Annotated in this window: 23 protein-coding genes; 21 read left to right on the forward strand and 2 right to left on the reverse strand. The window is 44.6% G+C overall.

Translation table 11 applies throughout. From position 1 onward, the window contains the following. Nucleotide 1 precedes the first annotated feature (1 nt). Together FRZ54_RS06780 and FRZ54_RS06785 are read left to right on the forward strand one after the other, a co-directional pair. The gene (locus tag FRZ54_RS06780; protein WP_147030876.1) at nt 2–1,066 is read left to right on the forward strand and encodes an HlyD family secretion protein; all 1,065 of its coding nucleotides are present in this window, start codon (nt 2–4) and stop codon (nt 1,064–1,066) included. Then, nucleotides 1,063–2,652, forward strand: coding sequence for an MFS transporter (locus tag FRZ54_RS06785; RefSeq protein WP_147030877.1), 1,590 nt, complete (start codon nt 1,063–1,065; stop codon nt 2,650–2,652). Before FRZ54_RS06780 ends, FRZ54_RS06785 begins: the two co-directional genes overlap by 4 nt. A gap of 112 nt (nt 2,653–2,764) precedes the next feature. On the opposite strand, the gene FRZ54_RS06790 is transcribed toward FRZ54_RS06785, so the two are convergent. Both FRZ54_RS06790 and FRZ54_RS06795 read right to left on the reverse strand, forming a co-directional pair. Continuing rightward, nucleotides 2,765–3,103, reverse strand: a complete 339-nt coding sequence (locus FRZ54_RS06790) for a plastocyanin/azurin family copper-binding protein (RefSeq protein ID WP_147030878.1) — start codon at nt 3,101–3,103, stop codon at nt 2,765–2,767. Continuing rightward, the gene (locus FRZ54_RS06795; RefSeq protein WP_228462643.1) at nt 3,103–3,642 is read right to left on the reverse strand and encodes a DUF4142 domain-containing protein; all 540 of its coding nucleotides are present in this window, start codon (nt 3,640–3,642) and stop codon (nt 3,103–3,105) included. The genes FRZ54_RS06790 and FRZ54_RS06795 overlap by 1 nt, the downstream gene beginning before the upstream one ends. 178 nt (nt 3,643–3,820) lie before the next feature. Between FRZ54_RS06795 and argC the strand changes: the two genes are divergently transcribed. The 19 genes from argC (at nt 3,821) to FRZ54_RS06890 (ending at nt 16,041) form a co-directional block, all read left to right on the forward strand. After that, nucleotides 3,821–4,801, forward strand: a complete 981-nt coding sequence (gene argC / locus FRZ54_RS06800; RefSeq protein ID WP_147030879.1) for an N-acetyl-gamma-glutamyl-phosphate reductase — start codon at nt 3,821–3,823, stop codon at nt 4,799–4,801. Nucleotides 4,802–4,810: 9 nt separating this feature from the next. Beyond that, entirely contained in the window at nt 4,811–5,980 is a 1,170-nt protein-coding gene (locus FRZ54_RS06805; protein WP_147030880.1) for a trans-sulfuration enzyme family protein, read from the forward strand. A gap of 53 nt (nt 5,981–6,033) precedes the next feature. Continuing rightward, on the forward strand, nt 6,034–6,471 hold the full coding sequence (locus FRZ54_RS06810; protein WP_147030881.1) for an RrF2 family transcriptional regulator: 438 nt from the start codon (nt 6,034–6,036) through the stop codon (nt 6,469–6,471). A gap of 45 nt (nt 6,472–6,516) precedes the next feature. After that, a complete protein-coding gene (locus FRZ54_RS06815) occupies nt 6,517–6,843 on the forward strand; it encodes a hypothetical protein (protein ID WP_147030882.1) in 327 nt (108 codons plus the stop codon). A 34-nt stretch (nt 6,844–6,877) separates the two neighbouring features. Next, on the forward strand, nt 6,878–8,695 hold the full coding sequence (locus tag FRZ54_RS06820; RefSeq protein WP_228462644.1) for a cbb3-type cytochrome c oxidase subunit I: 1,818 nt from the start codon (nt 6,878–6,880) through the stop codon (nt 8,693–8,695). A 6-nt stretch (nt 8,696–8,701) separates the two neighbouring features. After that, nucleotides 8,702–9,742, forward strand: coding sequence for a cytochrome c (locus tag FRZ54_RS06825; RefSeq protein ID WP_147030883.1), 1,041 nt, complete (start codon nt 8,702–8,704; stop codon nt 9,740–9,742). 7 nt (nt 9,743–9,749) lie between these two features. After that, nucleotides 9,750–10,022: a hypothetical protein gene (locus FRZ54_RS06830; RefSeq protein WP_187359774.1), complete on the forward strand. Its 273-nt coding sequence runs from the start codon at nt 9,750–9,752 to the stop codon at nt 10,020–10,022. A 7-nt stretch (nt 10,023–10,029) separates the two neighbouring features. Continuing rightward, on the forward strand, nt 10,030–10,443 hold the full coding sequence (locus FRZ54_RS06835) for a cytochrome C (protein ID WP_147030884.1): 414 nt from the start codon (nt 10,030–10,032) through the stop codon (nt 10,441–10,443). Beyond that, on the forward strand, nt 10,440–10,823 hold the full coding sequence (locus FRZ54_RS06840) for a group III truncated hemoglobin (protein WP_147030885.1): 384 nt from the start codon (nt 10,440–10,442) through the stop codon (nt 10,821–10,823). Before FRZ54_RS06835 ends, FRZ54_RS06840 begins: the two co-directional genes overlap by 4 nt. A gap of 116 nt (nt 10,824–10,939) precedes the next feature. Beyond that, nucleotides 10,940–11,311 carry a hypothetical protein gene (locus FRZ54_RS06845; protein ID WP_147030886.1) on the forward strand — a complete coding sequence of 124 codons (372 nt, stop codon included), beginning with the start codon at nt 10,940–10,942 and terminating at the stop codon, nt 11,309–11,311. Between the two features lie 14 nt (nt 11,312–11,325). Further along, nucleotides 11,326–11,601, forward strand: coding sequence for a cupin domain-containing protein (locus FRZ54_RS06850; protein WP_187359775.1), 276 nt, complete (start codon nt 11,326–11,328; stop codon nt 11,599–11,601). Nucleotides 11,602–11,617: 16 nt separating this feature from the next. Next, entirely contained in the window at nt 11,618–12,106 is a 489-nt protein-coding gene (locus FRZ54_RS06855; RefSeq protein WP_147030888.1) for a hemerythrin domain-containing protein, read from the forward strand. Continuing rightward, entirely contained in the window at nt 12,106–12,435 is a 330-nt protein-coding gene (locus FRZ54_RS06860; protein ID WP_147030889.1) for a 2Fe-2S iron-sulfur cluster-binding family protein, read from the forward strand. The genes FRZ54_RS06855 and FRZ54_RS06860 overlap by 1 nt, the downstream gene beginning before the upstream one ends. An 11-nt stretch (nt 12,436–12,446) precedes the next feature. Further along, entirely contained in the window at nt 12,447–12,743 is a 297-nt protein-coding gene (locus FRZ54_RS06865; RefSeq protein WP_147030890.1) for a cupin domain-containing protein, read from the forward strand. Nucleotides 12,744–12,747: 4 nt separating this feature from the next. After that, the gene (locus tag FRZ54_RS06870; protein ID WP_147030891.1) at nt 12,748–13,752 is read left to right on the forward strand and encodes an NAD(P)/FAD-dependent oxidoreductase; all 1,005 of its coding nucleotides are present in this window, start codon (nt 12,748–12,750) and stop codon (nt 13,750–13,752) included. A 2-nt stretch (nt 13,753–13,754) separates the two neighbouring features. After that, a complete protein-coding gene (locus tag FRZ54_RS06875; protein ID WP_147030892.1) occupies nt 13,755–14,072 on the forward strand; it encodes a 2Fe-2S iron-sulfur cluster-binding protein in 318 nt (105 codons plus the stop codon). A 94-nt stretch (nt 14,073–14,166) separates the two neighbouring features. Further along, nucleotides 14,167–14,736 (forward strand): uracil-DNA glycosylase family protein, encoded by a 570-nt coding sequence (locus FRZ54_RS06880; RefSeq protein ID WP_147030893.1) that lies wholly within the window; start codon nt 14,167–14,169, stop codon nt 14,734–14,736. A gap of 23 nt (nt 14,737–14,759) precedes the next feature. Next, nucleotides 14,760–15,602 (forward strand): isocitrate lyase/PEP mutase family protein, encoded by an 843-nt coding sequence (locus tag FRZ54_RS06885; RefSeq protein ID WP_147030894.1) that lies wholly within the window; start codon nt 14,760–14,762, stop codon nt 15,600–15,602. A 4-nt stretch (nt 15,603–15,606) separates the two neighbouring features. Further along, nucleotides 15,607–16,041 (forward strand): carboxymuconolactone decarboxylase family protein, encoded by a 435-nt coding sequence (locus tag FRZ54_RS06890; protein ID WP_147030895.1) that lies wholly within the window; start codon nt 15,607–15,609, stop codon nt 16,039–16,041. Nucleotides 16,042–16,141: the final 100 nt, after the last annotated feature.

Raw genomic sequence — 16,141 nt, forward strand, 5'->3', positions numbered from 1 at the left:
GATGAATAAGAAAAATAAATATACCGTTACGGATCAGATCATTACCCGCATCACGGCCTGGGTCGCGGGCGCTATCGTTATTGCACTTGCTATATGGGGGGTATTTTCTTTGTGGGACCTCTACAAATTTGAAGAAACAAATGATGCCCAGGTCCAGGAATATATCAATCCGGTCATCTCCCGTGCCGGTGGCTTTATTGTTGCCGTAAAGTTTGATGAAAACCAGGAAATGAAAAAAGGCGATACCCTGCTGGTGATCGACAACCGGGAATATGTCATACAGCAACAGCAGACCGAAGCTGCATTACTTAATGCCCGGTCACAACTGAAGGTGCTGGAAAGCAATGTACAGACCCTGACCAAGACCTCCCAGGTTAACCATTCCCAGATCGCTGCCGCGCAGGCAAAGCTCCTGAAACAGCAGCTGGATTACGCCCGTTACCAGAAATTGTATGCCGTGGAATCAGCAACCAAACAGCAGCTTGAAAATGTTGAGGCTTTAAAAGACGTTGCGGATGCCGATCTGCAATCTACCCGCGAAAGCTACCAGGCCTCATTATCAAAAATTAATGATACACAAACCCAGCAGGTGGTCGTTAAAGCAGAGATAAAGCGACTGGAAGCTTTGCTTGACCGGCATAAACTGGATGTGACCTACACGGTGATTACCGCCCCCTATAATTGCCGGATGGGCCGCCGCAGTGTCGAAAAAGGACAAATGATCGATGCGGGCCAGGTTTTAGCTTATATTGTTGATGAAGAAACGGACAAGTGGGTTGTTGCCAATTATAAAGAGACGCAGATCGGCCTGATGCGTATTGGCGAAGCGGCAGAAATTGAAGCTGATGCCTATCCGGGTAAGAAATTTAAAGGGGTGATTATTTCTTTATCTCCCGCTACCGGCTCCAGTTTTTCTTTATTGCCCCCGGATAATTCAACCGGTAATTATGTCAAGATCGTACAGCGTGTACCGGTGCGGATCCGGCTAACCGGCGCTCGCAAGGAAATTGACCTGCTCAAAGCAGGGATGAATGTCAATGTGGCTATCAGTAAAAATAAATCATGAGCAGCGTCATTCCCATATTCAGATCATGGGTACCGGGGTGGATGATCAAGGCTGTCTTATTTGTCGTTTTATTGCCCAGCCTGGTATTGTTTTTCCTTCCGCTGGCCAATATCAACGCCGCCGCGGGTTATTACGGTTGTGAGCCCTATGATATACAGTTCGCTGTAGTACTGTTCTATGTAGGCTATACCAGCTTTTTCTCGCTGGAACGCCGGTTCTTCAATTACCTGGCCACCAAAGAATACTTTTTTATAATCACTTTTGTACAGCTGATCACATCCTATATCTGCTATATTACTCAAAACCTAACCTTCCTGTTTGTTTGCCGGTTTATACAGGGAATGGCGTTTACCTGTACCGTCAATATTTCCCTGGCGCTCATCTTTAGCCGTTTAAAAACAGAACGGGCCCGCGAAGTAGGCTACTCCATTTTCTTTGGCCTGCTGATCTGCATGATCCCCTTCAATAATTTCATAACGGCTGACCTGATCGATTCCTTTAATTACAATACGCTTTACAAATGCGCGCTGTTTTCTTATGCCCCCAGCCTGGTGTTTTTGGGCGTGTTGATGAACAACGTGCGGCTCAACGTGAAGTTTCCGCTTTATAAGCTGGACTGGGCCAGTTTTGTTATTTATGCCACCTTTTTAGGGTTATTGGGTTATGCCTGCGTTTACGGTCAGGAATATTACTGGCTGGACGATCAGCGTATCCGGTATAGTTTAATAGCGGCGGCTGTTTTACTGGGTATCGGTATCGTAAGGCAATGGAAACATAAACGCCCCTATTTTAACCTGGCCGTGTTTAACTACCGTAATTTTAAGGTGGGTGCGGTCATTCTCTTTATATTTTATATCTGCAGGTTTGCGTCCGGGTTAACATCCACATATTTCGTTGGCGTCCTGGGTTTGGACCCGATCAATTTATCCTATATCAACCTGTATAATATTTTAGGGATTGCAGCCGGGGTTATATTTTCCTGTGTGCTGGTTTTGCAGCACCGGCCGATACGTTTCATCCTGATCAGCGGCTTCCTCCTCCTGCTGGTCTACCATACATGGATGTTTTTTCTTTTTGATACCCAGGCGAACGAATCTGAGTTTGTCATCCCATTAATAGTACAAGGCCTGGGCGCGGGCATGCTGATGACACCGACCATCGTTTTTGCCATTTCGGCTGTTCCCCATCAATTAGGGGCAAGCGCGGCGGGGATCTGCTTATTCGTCCGCTGTCTTGGTTTTATGGTCAGCATCGCATTGATCAATTTTTTTGAATTATTTGCCAAAAGCAAACATTACAATACTTTTCAGGACCAGGTAACAAAACTCAACCCTGTGGCGCGGCAGGTAATCGCCAAACAGGCGCACGCATTTTCTGCAAAAGGACTGAAAGCCGGGCAGGCCATGAAATTATCCAACCGCTTATTGGTAAAATCGATCAATACCCAGGGGCAGATCAGGTTTGCCATGGATTATTATCAATGGATCAGTATGTTATTATTTTTTACAATTATATTGATCGCTCTTTTTCCTTATATCAATAGGACCATCATCTATTTAAGAGCAGATCAGCCGGCACCGTTTTAATAAAAAATGGCCTGCTTTACCAGGCCAGCTGATTTCAAATAAGCCTTAAAATAAACGGCGTGCCCTGAATTAACAGGACACGCCGTATCTAAACCACCCTTCTATCCAGTTCTTATTCTAATTCTATTTTGCCTTTCATGACTGCATGAATGCTGCAGTAATAGTTGGCTTCATCGCTCACTGCCATCTTCCAGGTACCGCCTGCGGCGATAGGCCCGGAGGTCCATCTTTTAGAGGCTTCTTCTGTCACATCATGCGCCACCATATCCCGGTTGATCCAGGTGATGGTATCGCCTTTGTTTACGATAATATCTTCAGGAACAAATTTCATGTCTTTGATTTCAACGGTATAAACCTTTGCTTTCTGCGGAGCAGAAGAACACCCGGCTGCTACGCTCCAAATAAAGATCAGGTAAACGCAATTTCGGCAAACGTTAAAAAAAGTGCTCATTATTTGAAGTCTTTCTGTACCATTTCAGCGTGAGCGAGGTGGGCGTTCAGGGCCGGAACAACTTTTTGCAACAAAGCTTTTAATTCTGCATTTTGGGATTCCGGTATCAATAAACCGGTCACCGCCGCGATCACCGCTTTATGATAGGCTACTTCATTATCGATATAAGCCTTATCAAATGCCTTTCCTGATTTTTTGAGCAACGCTTTTTTTGTTAGCGCTGCATCGGCATTCAACTTTTGACTTACTGCATTGTCTTTTGGCGTAACCTTGAGTTTGGTAACCAGTTCTACAGCCTGCGCAATGATCGCTTTATGGTCATTGGTCATGGTTTCGGCGAAGCGCAATACTTCCGCATTTTTGGATTTTTCTTTGGCAATCGCTGCGTAGTCGATATCGATCTGGTTGGCCGTTACCGCTACAGATGCTATTTCCGGATCTGTAAGTTTAGGGTTTTGCGCTAAAGCAGGCAACGAGAATACCAACAGAAAAGCCATCGAAAGGGCAGTAAGCGCCGCAAAGTTTTTGAATTTTTTCATTTTGTTTTTGATTATATTATGGAATGTATATCTATTAGAGAGCGGCTGCCGAAAAAGGGTTACAAAATTAATTCAGGCCCGTCATTGAAAAAGCATTTATCAAATATTCCGATTATATACATGCAATAGTTTCATAGATATTACGCCTGTTTGCGCCTCTGCCGCTTTACATTTGCGCATGTCAGAACGAATTAAAATAGGGATCATCGGAGGCGCAGGGTATGTGGCAGGCGAATTGCTCAGAATCCTGATGAATCACCCTTTTGCGATTATCAAATATGTCCAAAGTGAAAGCCAGCAGGATAAATTGGTCAGCAGCATACATAGCGATCTGGAAGGGGAATGTTCATTAAGATTTGTTGGCTCCTGGAGCGCTGATGCAGACGTGCTCTTTCTTTGCGGCGGGCATCAGCAATCAACTATATTTCTTACGGAAAATCAGATTCCTGCCACCGTAAAGATCATCGATATGAGCCAGGATTTCAGGTTACGGCTCACTAAAAACAGTCATGGCAGGAGTTTTATCTATGGTCTGTCAGAACACAATAGAGAACAAATCAAAGCAACCGGCAGTGTGGCCAATCCCGGTTGCTTTGCAACCGCCATAACGCTATCCTTATTGCCCGTCATACCGCTGGTAAAAAACGAGGTTCATATCCATGCGATAACAGGTTCAACAGGCTCGGGTCAGTCCCTGTCGCCCGGTGTTAATTTTAACTGGAGAAGTAACAATGTTTCTATTTATAAGGCATTTTCGCACCAGCACCTGGATGAGATCAATGAAACCTTGAAAGATGCTCACCCCGATTTTAAGGCTGTTGTCAATTTCTTGCCCGTTCGGGGCAACTTTACCCGGGGGATTTTTACCTCCATTTATTTCAAATCCGATATTACCGCTGATGAACTGCAGAGCCGGTTTAGGACACGATACCAAAATGATCCTTTTGTGGTCATTACCGATATGGCCCCGGATTTGAAACAAGCCGTCAATACCAACAGGATCCTCATCAATGCCGCTAAATATGACGATAAGATTTTAATTATCAGCGCAATGGACAATCTGTTAAAAGGAGCATCCGGTCAGGCGGTGCAAAACATGAACCTGCTATTTGGGCTGGACGAAACAACCGGATTAAAACTTAAATCAGTTGCCTTTTAAACAAACAACATGAAAGAACAGACCAAACTCATCCGTACCCAGGCTGTCCGCTCGGCAAACCGCGAACATTCGGTACCCCTTTACCTGACCTCCAGCTTTATATTTGATGATGCAGAACAAGGCAGGGCAGTATTTGCAGGCGAGCAGGAAGCTAATATCTATTCGCGCTATTCCAATCCGAACACGACTGAATTTATTACCAAGGTCTGTGAAATGGAAGGAGCGGAAGACGGATTAGCTTTTGCTTCCGGTATGGCCGCTGTCTTTGCATCCCTCGCCGGTTTCCTAAAAAGCGGTGACCATGTGATTGCCTGCAGATCTGTATTTGGGTCGACCAGCCAGTTGCTCAACCAGCTATTGCCCCGTTGGGGAATTACCCATACCTATGTCGATGCACTGAAGCCGGAAGAATGGGAAGCAGCGATTCGCCCTGAAACCAAAATGATCTTCCTGGAGACCCCCTCAAATCCTGGATTAGAGCTGGTCGACCTGGAATGGCTGGGTAGTTTCAAAAACAAATATCCCGACGTCATTCTCAATGTAGATAATTGTTTTGCTACACCCTATCTTCAAAAGCCGATCCCTTTTGGTATCGATATCGTTTGCCATTCGGCGACCAAATATATGGATGGGCAGGGCCGGGTATTAGGCGGTGTGGTAGTAGGTAGAAAGGACCTGATCGCTGAGCTGTTATTTTTTATACGCCATACCGGGCCTGCCATGTCACCCTTTAATGCGTGGTTATTATCGCGAAGTCTGGAAACGTTGCCGCTCCGCATGGACCGGCACTGCCAGAATGCCCTGGCCGTCGCGGAACTACTCGAAATGCACCCCGCGGTTAAAACCGTAACGTATCCTTTTTTACCCTCGCATCCACAGTATGCGCTGGCCAAAAAACAGATGAAAGCAGGCGGCGGCGTAGTTACCTTTGAGTTAAAGGATGGTTTCGGTGCTGCCAAAAATTTCCTTGACGCTTTACAAATGATCCTGATCACCTCGAACCTGGGGGATTCCAGGTCGATCGCTACACATCCTTCCTCAACCACGCATTCAAAGCTGACGGAAGATGACCGTAACCTGATTGGGATTTTTCCAGGGACCATCCGGCTTTCAGTAGGGCTGGAAGATATTGCAGACATTCTTGAAGATATCAGCACCGGATTAAGCATACTGAGTTAAAGAAGATATAAAACTCTTTTTATTATAAAAATATTTCTACCTTTGAATAAAACATGGGAATATTTTCAAAAACCTGCGAATACGCCATACGGGCGGTTTTTTTCGTAGCGCATAAGACGGCCGACGGGGGACGTGTAGGAATTAAAGAAATAGCAGTCGGGATCGATTCGCCGGAACATTTCTTAGCCAAGATATTGCAGGACCTCAGCCGACGGGGTGTTATTCAATCGGCAAAGGGGCCCAACGGCGGTTTTTATACTGATGAATCAATATTAAAGCGGCCCGTTAGTGATATTGTAGCGGCCGTGGATGGCAACGGGATATTTACCGGCTGCGGTTTGGGTCTGAAACAGTGCTCTGAAATTAACCCCTGCCCGCTGCATCATGAATTTAAAAAAGTGCGCAACCAACTGCATCATATGCTGCAAGGCACAACGATCGGAGAATTTAATACAGGTCTGATCGCTGGTACAACCGCATTGAAGAAGTAAAAAAAAATTCCTTAATTAAAGGAGTAAAAGGTATTAATATACTATATGATGAAAACGAAAACATTTACCATATTCACGACCGCTTACCTGCTTTTTACAACATTAAATTCCGCTTATGCGATGACAAAAGATTCAACAATTGCCCAAGAATCTCATCCTGATGGGTTGGGAGAGACGTTTTTCGTTTTAATTATTTTGATTTTACTTCTGCTCGCTTTATGGATATTAAAAAACAGCTACCGGCTAAAAGAGAACATTGAGAGCAAAGAATTGGATAGTAAAGACTGGTTAAACAATCATATAAAAGATATGGAGCCGGACCAGCTAACCACTTTAATTAATCGTGGTCATGCAAAGCAACAACAGAAGTGAATTGAACTAAAAAAATAATAAAATCGAATATGATATGAAGAAAGCCGCTGTTTTAATGATCCTTGCCCTGCAGGGTTTTCAATTGTTTGCGCAAACGCCTGCTGCAAGCGATAGTGTATTAACCAATCCCGGTGTTATGATTACTATCGCGTTAATCCTCATTATACTGGTCATAGCGGTATACCTGGTAGGTATAAAGGTAAATAACCTCGTGAAAGTGGTGCGGGAGCGGAGGATTAGAAATGACGCCCGATACCTCGCAAAATCCCTGGACGAGTTAAGTGCCGGAGAGGTTAGAGAAGAACTGATCAAACGCAAACAGGCACTTGATTTTAAACTCAGCAATACTGAACTGTCTGGTGAAAACGCCCCGGATGATAAAAAAGGGTTATTACATAACGTTGCTGAAGTAAATACCCCCCGTTTTATTGCCGCTAAAAAGAAGGCTGTAAAAAGACCTGATATTGATCCGAAATTAACCAAACTAATACTTTGGTATCTCGGGTCGGCAACCCTTTGGCTGGTATTAGGAACCTCTGTCGGCGAATATCTGGGGATTAAGTTTGTTTCACCGGATGTCGATCATGTCAGCTGGTTAAGCTTCGGCCGATTAAGACCCGTACATACCAATATGGTTTTTTGGGGCTGGTCGTCTCTTGCGATGATCGGGTTAGGTTATTATGTGGTTTCTACGGTAAGTAATACCGTTGTAGCCAGTTTAAAGTGGGGATGGTATGCACTATACCTGATCAATGCTTCCGTCATTTTAGGCAGCATTTCGTTGATGGCCGGTATAAATAACGGCGGGGGGGAATACAGGGAATACATTTGGCCGATCATGTTGTTATTTGCGATAGGTCTCGTGATTACCCTGATCAACTATTTACAAACCATAGCCCGGCGTAAAACGAAAGAAATCTACATTTCCAACTGGTATATTGTAGCAGCGGTTATGTTTACCATTGTAATTGCGTTGGTAGGGTACCTGCCCTTTTGGCAAAACGGGCTGGGAGAGACCATCGCGCAGGGATATTATATGCATCAGGGTGTAGGTATGTGGTTCATGCTTTTTAACCTGGGTCTGATCTATTACTTCCTGCCTCAGCAACTTAATACCCCTATTTATTCTTACAGCCTGGGCATCCTGGCGTTCTGGACACAGATTCTTTTCTATACACTGATCGGTACACACCATTTTATCTTTAGTGCGATACCATGGTGGCTGCAAACGGTGGCGATAATCGGCAGTATGGGCATGCTCATCCCCGTATTTGCGGGGACAACCAATTTCCTGATGACCTTCCGGGGTAACTTTCACAAGATAGGTTCCAGTTATACCTTGCCTTTCTACCTGGTCGGCATTATCTTTTACTTCACCGGATCTTCCCAGGGCACAGCAGAAGCTTTCCGCTCAGCTAATTTATACTGGCACTTTACGGATTTCACGGTTGCACATTCGCATATGACGATGTACGGGATCATCGCATTTATGCTTTGGGCCTCTATTTATACCCTGGTGCCGCGCCTCACAGGTAAAGAACCGCGTCAAAGTTTTGTGGGCGCGCATTTCTGGATGGCGCTGATCGGCTTGCTATTTTACACGGTCCCGCTGATGATCGGAAGCACCTTAAGAGGCATTGCCTGGCAGGAAGGCAAGCCATTTATTGATTCCGTGGTACTGATGGCTCCTTACTGGTTATGGCGGGCGATAGGCGGTTCACTGATGTGGGCGTCGCACCTCATATTTGCTTATAATCTTTACTATATGATAGCCTCAAAAGAAGCGACTGATTTGCAAAAAACCGTCTTTGAAGAGCTCAATAAACTTCCGGCAAACACTTCTAAACAATAATCAATAATGGAAATTTATAACAATCATAAAAGACTTTTCGGTGCAGCTATAATTTTATTTATTGCTTTAACCATGTTTGCAGCTATACTGCCCGCCTTGAATGAAGAAAAGACCTCAACACCGCTTCCGGGAAGTAAAGCGCTTACTGCCGACGAAACTGCTGGTAAAGGAATATTTATCAGAGAGGGTTGCATCGCCTGTCATACGCAACAGGTCAGGGATGTGGATATGGATAAAGTTTGGGGTAGCCGGCCTGGAATTGCTGCTGACTATGCAAGAATCAGAAGGACAGATGTATGGCGAAACACCGCAATGCTCATGGGTTCAGAAAGGACCGGACCCGATCTGACCAATATAGGTCTGCGTCAATCGAGCCAGGACTGGCATCTGCTCCACTTGTATAATCCCCGGTCAGTGGTGGAGCAATCCATTATGCCGGCATACTCCTGGCTGTTCGAGGTAAAAGATTATGCCTTCCCGGGCGACGTGGTGCTCCATGTTCCGGATGAATACCGCAAAGGCATTACCGGGCAGATTGTGGCCACAAAGGAAGCGCTGCAATTGGTAGCCTATCTTAAATCATTAAAGCAAACGGCCTTGCCCGATGGAAAACCAACCCCGATATTTTTATATGGTAAAGATGTAAAGGAGTCAGGAACCGGAAAAGCTGGCACAGCTAACAAAGCGAGCGCACCGCAATTTGACGGGGCCGCCCTGTATACCGCTAATTGCTCCAGCTGCCACCAGCCAAACGGTGAAGGATTGGTAGGCGCCTTCCCACCACTGAAGGGCAGTAAGGTTGTGCTTGACGATAACCCAGAGGTACAGATTACCATTGTGATGAAAGGGTATAGCGGCCGGATTAGTGAAGGCTATGGTGTTATGCCGCCGGTGGGCATCAACAATAACCTAAAGCCCGAAGAGGTAGCAGCCATTATTAATCATGAACGAAGTAGTTGGGGTAATAACGCTAAACAGGTAACCGCAGACCAGGTGAAGAAAATAATTGCCAGCTTCAAAACGGATAATAGTAAAACCGCAAAATAATAAACAGATGAAAGTAAAAAACATAATCAGCCTGGTAGTCATAGTAGCTTTATGGCTACCGGTTAGCTTTTCTGCCATTGCCTGCGACGCCTGCAAAAAGCAGCAGCCTAAATTACTACAGGGTATAACACATGGCAGCGGCCCGGATAGCAACTGGGATTATCTGATCGTTAGCGCAATGGTAATTATTACGGTGTATTCGGCGTATGCCGCGATTAAATGCTTGGTGAAGCCAAAAGAAAAAAATTATCAGGATATTAAAAATGTCATTTTTAATTAATGTCGTTATGGAAGATAAAAGTTATGTGACCCTCTTTATTGATGATGACGTTCAACCTTTAGGGACTTTTCCTGCTCCGGTATCATTTGATCTGGACACTAAAAAGCTGGCGGATGGGCCTCATGTTCTTAAAGTCGTCAGTAAGGACCACAGGGGCAAAGAAGGTATTAAAACCATACCGTTTATCGTACGAAACGGCCCGGCGATAGCGATAGAAGGGATTAAAAAAGATGAAGTCGTTGATGGAGTCCTTCCTTTGATGATTAATGCCTACGGAAAAGGAGATCAGAAAACATTTATGTTACACGGCAGTGAAACCCCGCAAAGTATTCCTGCCTGGTTCATCATTTTACTGATCGCATTTACCGCCTGGGCTGCTTATTACCTCATCACATCAGGCGCTATAACATTGTTCAAATGAAAGAAATAGAAAACATCGATGATATCAAACTTTTTGTAGACGAGTTTTATGGGAAGGTAAGGCTTGATGAACTGATTGGTCCTGTTTTCCTGGAAAAAATCGAAGACTGGCAGCACCACCTCGAAAAATTATACGCTTTTTGGAATGCGGCCTTGTTTGGTGTGCCTGGTTTCAGAGGCAATCCATTTGCCAGGCATGCGCCATTACAGATTGGCCCGGAGCATTTTGAACGCTGGTTGAAATTATTTAATGAAACCATAGACCGCCACTTTGAGGGTAATATCGCTTTTGAAGCAAAAAACCGTGCCGAACTGATGGCTTTTATGTTTTTAAGCAGGCTGCAAAAAATGGGAAACGGGGCCGGGAAAGTTGTTTTTTGACGCTTTGAATGTAACCACTTAGCATACAGTAAGGAGAAATGAACACACAAGTTTTTACATTGATCAGAGGCATAACGGCAATCTTTTGGCTGGGTTTCTTCACGGCCATCAGTTTTATGGAAGCACCGCTGAAATTTACTGCGCCCGGATTGAGCATGGCAGAAGGTTTACAAATCGGAAAAATTATTTTCAAATCATTAAATACCTGCGAATGGACATTTTTGCTGATCATTTTTATCACCTGTATCGTGAAAAAGACGACGCGGAGGGGTTTTTATCTTATCACAGCGGTTAGTGTAATAATGGCGCTGGAAACTTCCTGGCTACTTCCTGTCCTTGACAAGAATGCAGATCTCATTATTAAAGGGTTTCCCGTGACATCCCATTCGATACATTGGTTTTATATTGCGTTTGAGGTTATTAAAGTACCCGTATTACTGATGATTGGGCTGGAGAGCGGCAAGGCGCTAAGAGAGGAAGGATTTTGAAAGCGAAATTTATCATGCAGGAACTCCAAAAGAATGATCATTACAAAATTATCGGCATAGAAATATCAGCCGGCACCAATATGCCAAGGCATTTTACTACGTCGGATGCCTATGTCATCGTCGAATCAGGGAATGCCCTGTTGATCTATAAAAGTGAAACCTCCGAGCTGAAAAAAGGCATGAGCCTCTCCATTCCTTCACATGAGCCACACATACTCAAAGTTATTGAAGATTTTAAAGCCTACATCGTACTGGCGAATGATGCGGTGATTACCTATTCTGTCCTATAATAATTATCAGGAAACTATGAAAAACAAACCTATCAAACGAAGCCCGCATATGGTTGAGCTCTCCAAAGATCACCATGCGGGGCTACTTTTCAGTTGGAAAGTAAAAGAAGGGTTGAAAAGAGGTGCCGAGCTTCCCCGGATCAAAATGTATGTGGATTACTTCTGGGCGCATCATTTAAAGGTGCATTTCCAGGAAGAAGAAGTCTTATTATTCAACCGGATAGAGGGAGATACCCTTTCTCAGCAGGGTAGAAATGAGCATCAAGCGATTCAAAACCGCATCAACAGGCTAAATAGCAATGAAAATGCTGCAAAGGATGAATATCATGAATTAGCGGAACTGCTCATAAAGCATATCCGCTTTGAAGAAAGAATATTATTCCCCCATTTAGAACAGATACTTCCTTCATCTGCCTTGACAAGCGTTGAAGCGTATTTGACCCAGCAGCACCCGGTACCGTTTAAAGACAATTATGCTGATGAATTCTGGATTGAAAAAAAATAATGCAGGCGCCCGCAAAAAATATCACGATATCGGTAAGTTATGAGGGGGAATGCCACGAAATTCAAACTTATACCAATGAATACCGAAGCCTGATGATGCTGATCTATGACAGGATCTGTACCGAAAGTTTCGGGGAATGTCTGGGCATGGGAAAATGCGGGACCTGCATGGTGGAGGTCATTAGCTGCCGCCGGCAGCCGACAGGGTATGATCGCAATGAAGACATGACATTACTCAGAAACATATCTGCAAAAGAAAATATCAGACTATCCTGTCAATTGATTGTCGATGAAAATATGGATGGACTGAAGGTTAAAGTTTTATCATAAATTTTAAGGAAATGATTGTGAAAGAAGTTAAATGGGCGCTTAAAGATGCCACTGCGCCAATAGTAAAAGTGCTTCAAAAAAGTGAGCACGTCAAAGTTATTGTGCTTGGATTTAAAAAGGGGCTGGGACTTAAGGAACATAAGACAAATGTAGCGACCAAATTGGTGGTGATCGAGGGCAGCATAAATTACACAGAAGGCAGTGCATCGGTCATCATCGATTCCTTTGAGGATATGGATATCCCAGTTAACGCTCCGCACGCTGTGGAAGCACTGGAAGATAGTATTTGTTTCCTCATTCAAGGATAAAGAGATGATCACAACGGATATCTGTATAGTAGGTGCCGGGCCTGTGGGGTTATTTGCCGTATTCGAGGCAGGCCTGCTAAAGATGCGCTGTCACCTGATCGATGTGCTGCCACAGGTAGGCGGGCAACTATCTGAAATATATCCTCAAAAACCGATCTATGACATACCCGGTTATCCCGAAATCAATGCGCAGGAACTGGTCACCAGATTGATGGAGCAGATCAAACCTTTTCATCCTGGTTTTACCCTTGGTGAACGCGTGGAAACAGTGGACCGCCAGGATGATGGCTCCCTGATCGTAAAAACAAACGGCCAAACTGCTGTTTCTTGTCAGGTGTTAGTAATTGCCGGAGGTCTGGGGTGTTTTGAACCGCGCAAGCCGGATATTGACCGCCTCATTGAATTCGAGGGGAAAGGAGTGGCCTATATGGTTAAAGATCCGGAAACGTTCCGGAACCGGCAGGTAGTTTTAGCCGGAGGCGGAGATTCAGCACTTGACTGGGCCATCTACCTGGCAAATATTGCTGCCAGGGTGACTTTGATACACCGCGGAAATACCTTTCGGGGCACACCCGATACAGCGGAAAAGGTTTTCGAACTGGCAAAAGCGGGGGATATTGATCTAATACTCCAATCCAATGTAACGGGCTTAGACGGGCGTGAGAATTTGGAAGTGGTTTCCGTCCAGGGACAGCAGCAAGCACTAACGCTTTTACCGGCAGATCATTTTATTCCATTGTTTGGCCTGAGCCCAAAGCTTGGCCCGATAGCAAACTGGGGTTTAAACATGGATAAATCAGCTATCGAAGTGAACACAACAGACTTCTCAACCAATGTAGCCCGTATCTATGCGATCGGCGACATTAATACCTATCCGGGTAAGCTGAAATTGATTTTATGCGGTTTTCATGAAGCGGCCCTAATGGCGCAGGGTGCCTTTAAATATGTTTATCCTGATCAGAAATTAAGTTTTAAATATACAACGGTTTATGGGGTTCCGGAATTTTAGCCATGATAAAGATCACTGTAGAAAATAGAAATGGGGAAATCGCAGCATTAGAAATACCCTGCAATTTAAACCTGAGCCTGATGGAGGTTCTGAAGGCTGCGGATTATGATATTTTAGCCACCTGTGGCGGAATAGCGCTCTGCGCAACCTGCCACGTAAAGGTATTGAAGGGCGCGGAAACGCTCACGCCCGCCGGCGACCAGGAACTGGATATGCTGGAAATGCTGCCTGATGCCGGTCCATTGAGCCGGTTATCCTGCCAGCTACGGATTAACGAGGAGATGGACGGAATGGTTTTTCGCATAGCAAACCAGGATTAATTTGCGGTCATTCCTGTTTAATTGTTGTGCTCGGATATGCTTTTGCAGGTAACAGCCCTGCCTGTCCGGCCTGAAAGTATTTTAAAAAGAAGTAATGGAAACCCTGTTAAATAAAATACGATTATGTGATGTTTGCAGGTATCAGCTGCCTTTAGGGCAGAAACCAATTGTGCAGTTAGGTGCCTTCTCTAAAATCATCGTTATCGGCCAGGCTCCCGGGAGACGCGCCCATGAAACAGGAACACCCTGGAACGATGTAAGCGGAAGAAAATTAAGAGAATGGATGGGCATAGATGAACAGATCTTTTATAATACCGCTCATATCTCGATTATGCCCATCGGTTTTTGCTATCCCGGAAAAGGGAAATCTGGAGATGCCGCCCCCCGGCGCGAATGCGCGCCCTTATGGCATCCACAGATCTTAGAGCAGATAACGGGCACGCCCCTTATTTTACTTATCGGACAATACGCCCAGCGTTATTATTTGAAAAAAGCGCGTAAAAGCAGCCTGACGGAGACAGTAAAGAACTACAAAAGCTTTCTTCCTGAATATTTCCCGCTGCCGCACCCTTCCCCCCGAAACCGCCACTGGATGAAAGCAAACCCCTGGTTTATGGAGGAAACGATTCCAGCGTTGAAAAATATGATCCGGGAAGTCCTGTAAAGGCTTTCTATTAAAAAACTACCATGACAGCACATCATTATCGCGGCAAGGCCGATTTATTCAACCAGCTTCATCACAACGGTCCGCTATTGATACTTCCTAATATATGGGACCCCCTGGGGGCCTTGCTGCTGGAAAGTTTAGGTTACCCGGCTGTAGCAACTGCAAGCGCTGCGATTGCATTTGCTAATGGCTATCCTGACGGAGAAAAAATCCCATTTGATGACCTATTGCTCATTTTACAAAAAATCGTCCGTTGCGTAAAAATTCCTGTAACCGTCGACATTGAAAGCGGCTATGCGGAAAACAATGCTATGCTGAAAGAAAATATCAAAAAGCTTATCGACGTGGGGATTGTGGGCATAAATTTGGAGGACAGCACACCTGGCGCAAAATTTATTATTCCTGTTGAGGAGCAATGTAAAAAAATCAGCCTGATCAAGGAAACGTCCATAGCAATGGGATGCCCGCTTTTTATTAATGCCAGAACGGATGTTTACCTAAAGGAACACTCTTTGTCAGAAAATGAGAAACGTTCAACAAGCATCCAAAGAGGAAAAGCTTATAAAGAAGCCGGTGCAGATGGTTTTTATCCTATTCTCCTGAAGAACAAAGAAGATATTGAAACCATTATTCAAGAAGTTACCCTTCCGGTAAATTTGCTGTTGCTTCCAGGTATTCCGGGGTTTGATACGTTAAGGACAATGGCGGTGTCGCGGGTAAGTCTCGGTCCTGGATTTTTAAAAATATCCGTCAACGCACTGAAAAGCCTGGCGGAGAAATTACTGCAGGATGAAGGAATGTTTGTACTGGCTAAAAATCCGGTAACCACCGATTACCTGAAAGATTTAATCGATAAAATATAAACAAATGAAAAGAATATCAATAAAAGACGTCGAGCCTAAAGCCTACCTGGCCATGCTTGGCCTGGAGAATTATATAAGTAGTTCCGCGATTTCACCCTTTTTGCGTGAACTCATAAAAATACGGGCGTCACAGATTAATGGTTGTGCTTATTGCATCGATATGCACACACAGGAAGCGCTGAAGATCGGGGAAACTCAAAGGAGGATTTTTGCACTGTCAGCATGGAAAGAATCTCCCTTATTCTCCGAAGAAGAAAGAATGGTGTTGCATTTAACAGAAGAAGTGACGCTAATCTCAGCTGATGGGGTCAGCGATGAGACCTATGATAACCTTGTCAAAACTTTTGGGGAGAACGTGGTGGCGCAGCTGATCATGCAGGTAATTATTATAAACTCATGGAACAGGATAGCCGTTTCTACGAAACAGATTTTCGAATGACCTACACTGTCCGGACATTCTTCATCATCGTTATATCCTGAATATTCTTTCTGATGAAGCAAAACCATTTTAGGAATGAGCTATTATAACAGGTAATTAC

This window comes from Mucilaginibacter ginsenosidivorans (assembly GCF_007971025.1).
GTDB classification, from domain to species: domain Bacteria; phylum Bacteroidota; class Bacteroidia; order Sphingobacteriales; family Sphingobacteriaceae; genus Mucilaginibacter; species Mucilaginibacter ginsenosidivorans.

Coding starts and splice junctions, on each gene's coding strand:
- FRZ54_RS06780 (WP_147030876.1), top strand. CDS start 2: ATGAATAAGAAAAATAAATATACCGTTACGGATCAGATCATTACCCGC.
- FRZ54_RS06785 (WP_147030877.1), top strand. CDS start 1,063: ATGAGCAGCGTCATTCCCATATTCAGATCATGGGTACCGGGGTGGATG.
- FRZ54_RS06790 (WP_147030878.1), bottom strand. CDS start 3,103: ATGAGCACTTTTTTTAACGTTTGCCGAAATTGCGTTTACCTGATCTTT.
- FRZ54_RS06795 (WP_228462643.1), bottom strand. CDS start 3,642: ATGAAAAAATTCAAAAACTTTGCGGCGCTTACTGCCCTTTCGATGGCT.
- argC (WP_147030879.1), top strand. CDS start 3,821: ATGTCAGAACGAATTAAAATAGGGATCATCGGAGGCGCAGGGTATGTG.
- FRZ54_RS06805 (WP_147030880.1), top strand. CDS start 4,811: ATGAAAGAACAGACCAAACTCATCCGTACCCAGGCTGTCCGCTCGGCA.
- FRZ54_RS06810 (WP_147030881.1), top strand. CDS start 6,034: ATGGGAATATTTTCAAAAACCTGCGAATACGCCATACGGGCGGTTTTT.
- FRZ54_RS06815 (WP_147030882.1), top strand. CDS start 6,517: ATGATGAAAACGAAAACATTTACCATATTCACGACCGCTTACCTGCTT.
- FRZ54_RS06820 (WP_228462644.1), top strand. CDS start 6,878: ATGAAGAAAGCCGCTGTTTTAATGATCCTTGCCCTGCAGGGTTTTCAA.
- FRZ54_RS06825 (WP_147030883.1), top strand. CDS start 8,702: ATGGAAATTTATAACAATCATAAAAGACTTTTCGGTGCAGCTATAATT.
- FRZ54_RS06830 (WP_187359774.1), top strand. CDS start 9,750: ATGAAAGTAAAAAACATAATCAGCCTGGTAGTCATAGTAGCTTTATGG.
- FRZ54_RS06835 (WP_147030884.1), top strand. CDS start 10,030: ATGGAAGATAAAAGTTATGTGACCCTCTTTATTGATGATGACGTTCAA.
- FRZ54_RS06840 (WP_147030885.1), top strand. CDS start 10,440: ATGAAAGAAATAGAAAACATCGATGATATCAAACTTTTTGTAGACGAG.
- FRZ54_RS06845 (WP_147030886.1), top strand. CDS start 10,940: ATGGAAGCACCGCTGAAATTTACTGCGCCCGGATTGAGCATGGCAGAA.
- FRZ54_RS06850 (WP_187359775.1), top strand. CDS start 11,326: ATGCAGGAACTCCAAAAGAATGATCATTACAAAATTATCGGCATAGAA.
- FRZ54_RS06855 (WP_147030888.1), top strand. CDS start 11,618: ATGAAAAACAAACCTATCAAACGAAGCCCGCATATGGTTGAGCTCTCC.
- FRZ54_RS06860 (WP_147030889.1), top strand. CDS start 12,106: ATGCAGGCGCCCGCAAAAAATATCACGATATCGGTAAGTTATGAGGGG.
- FRZ54_RS06865 (WP_147030890.1), top strand. CDS start 12,447: ATGATTGTGAAAGAAGTTAAATGGGCGCTTAAAGATGCCACTGCGCCA.
- FRZ54_RS06870 (WP_147030891.1), top strand. CDS start 12,748: ATGATCACAACGGATATCTGTATAGTAGGTGCCGGGCCTGTGGGGTTA.
- FRZ54_RS06875 (WP_147030892.1), top strand. CDS start 13,755: ATGATAAAGATCACTGTAGAAAATAGAAATGGGGAAATCGCAGCATTA.
- FRZ54_RS06880 (WP_147030893.1), top strand. CDS start 14,167: ATGGAAACCCTGTTAAATAAAATACGATTATGTGATGTTTGCAGGTAT.
- FRZ54_RS06885 (WP_147030894.1), top strand. CDS start 14,760: ATGACAGCACATCATTATCGCGGCAAGGCCGATTTATTCAACCAGCTT.
- FRZ54_RS06890 (WP_147030895.1), top strand. CDS start 15,607: ATGAAAAGAATATCAATAAAAGACGTCGAGCCTAAAGCCTACCTGGCC.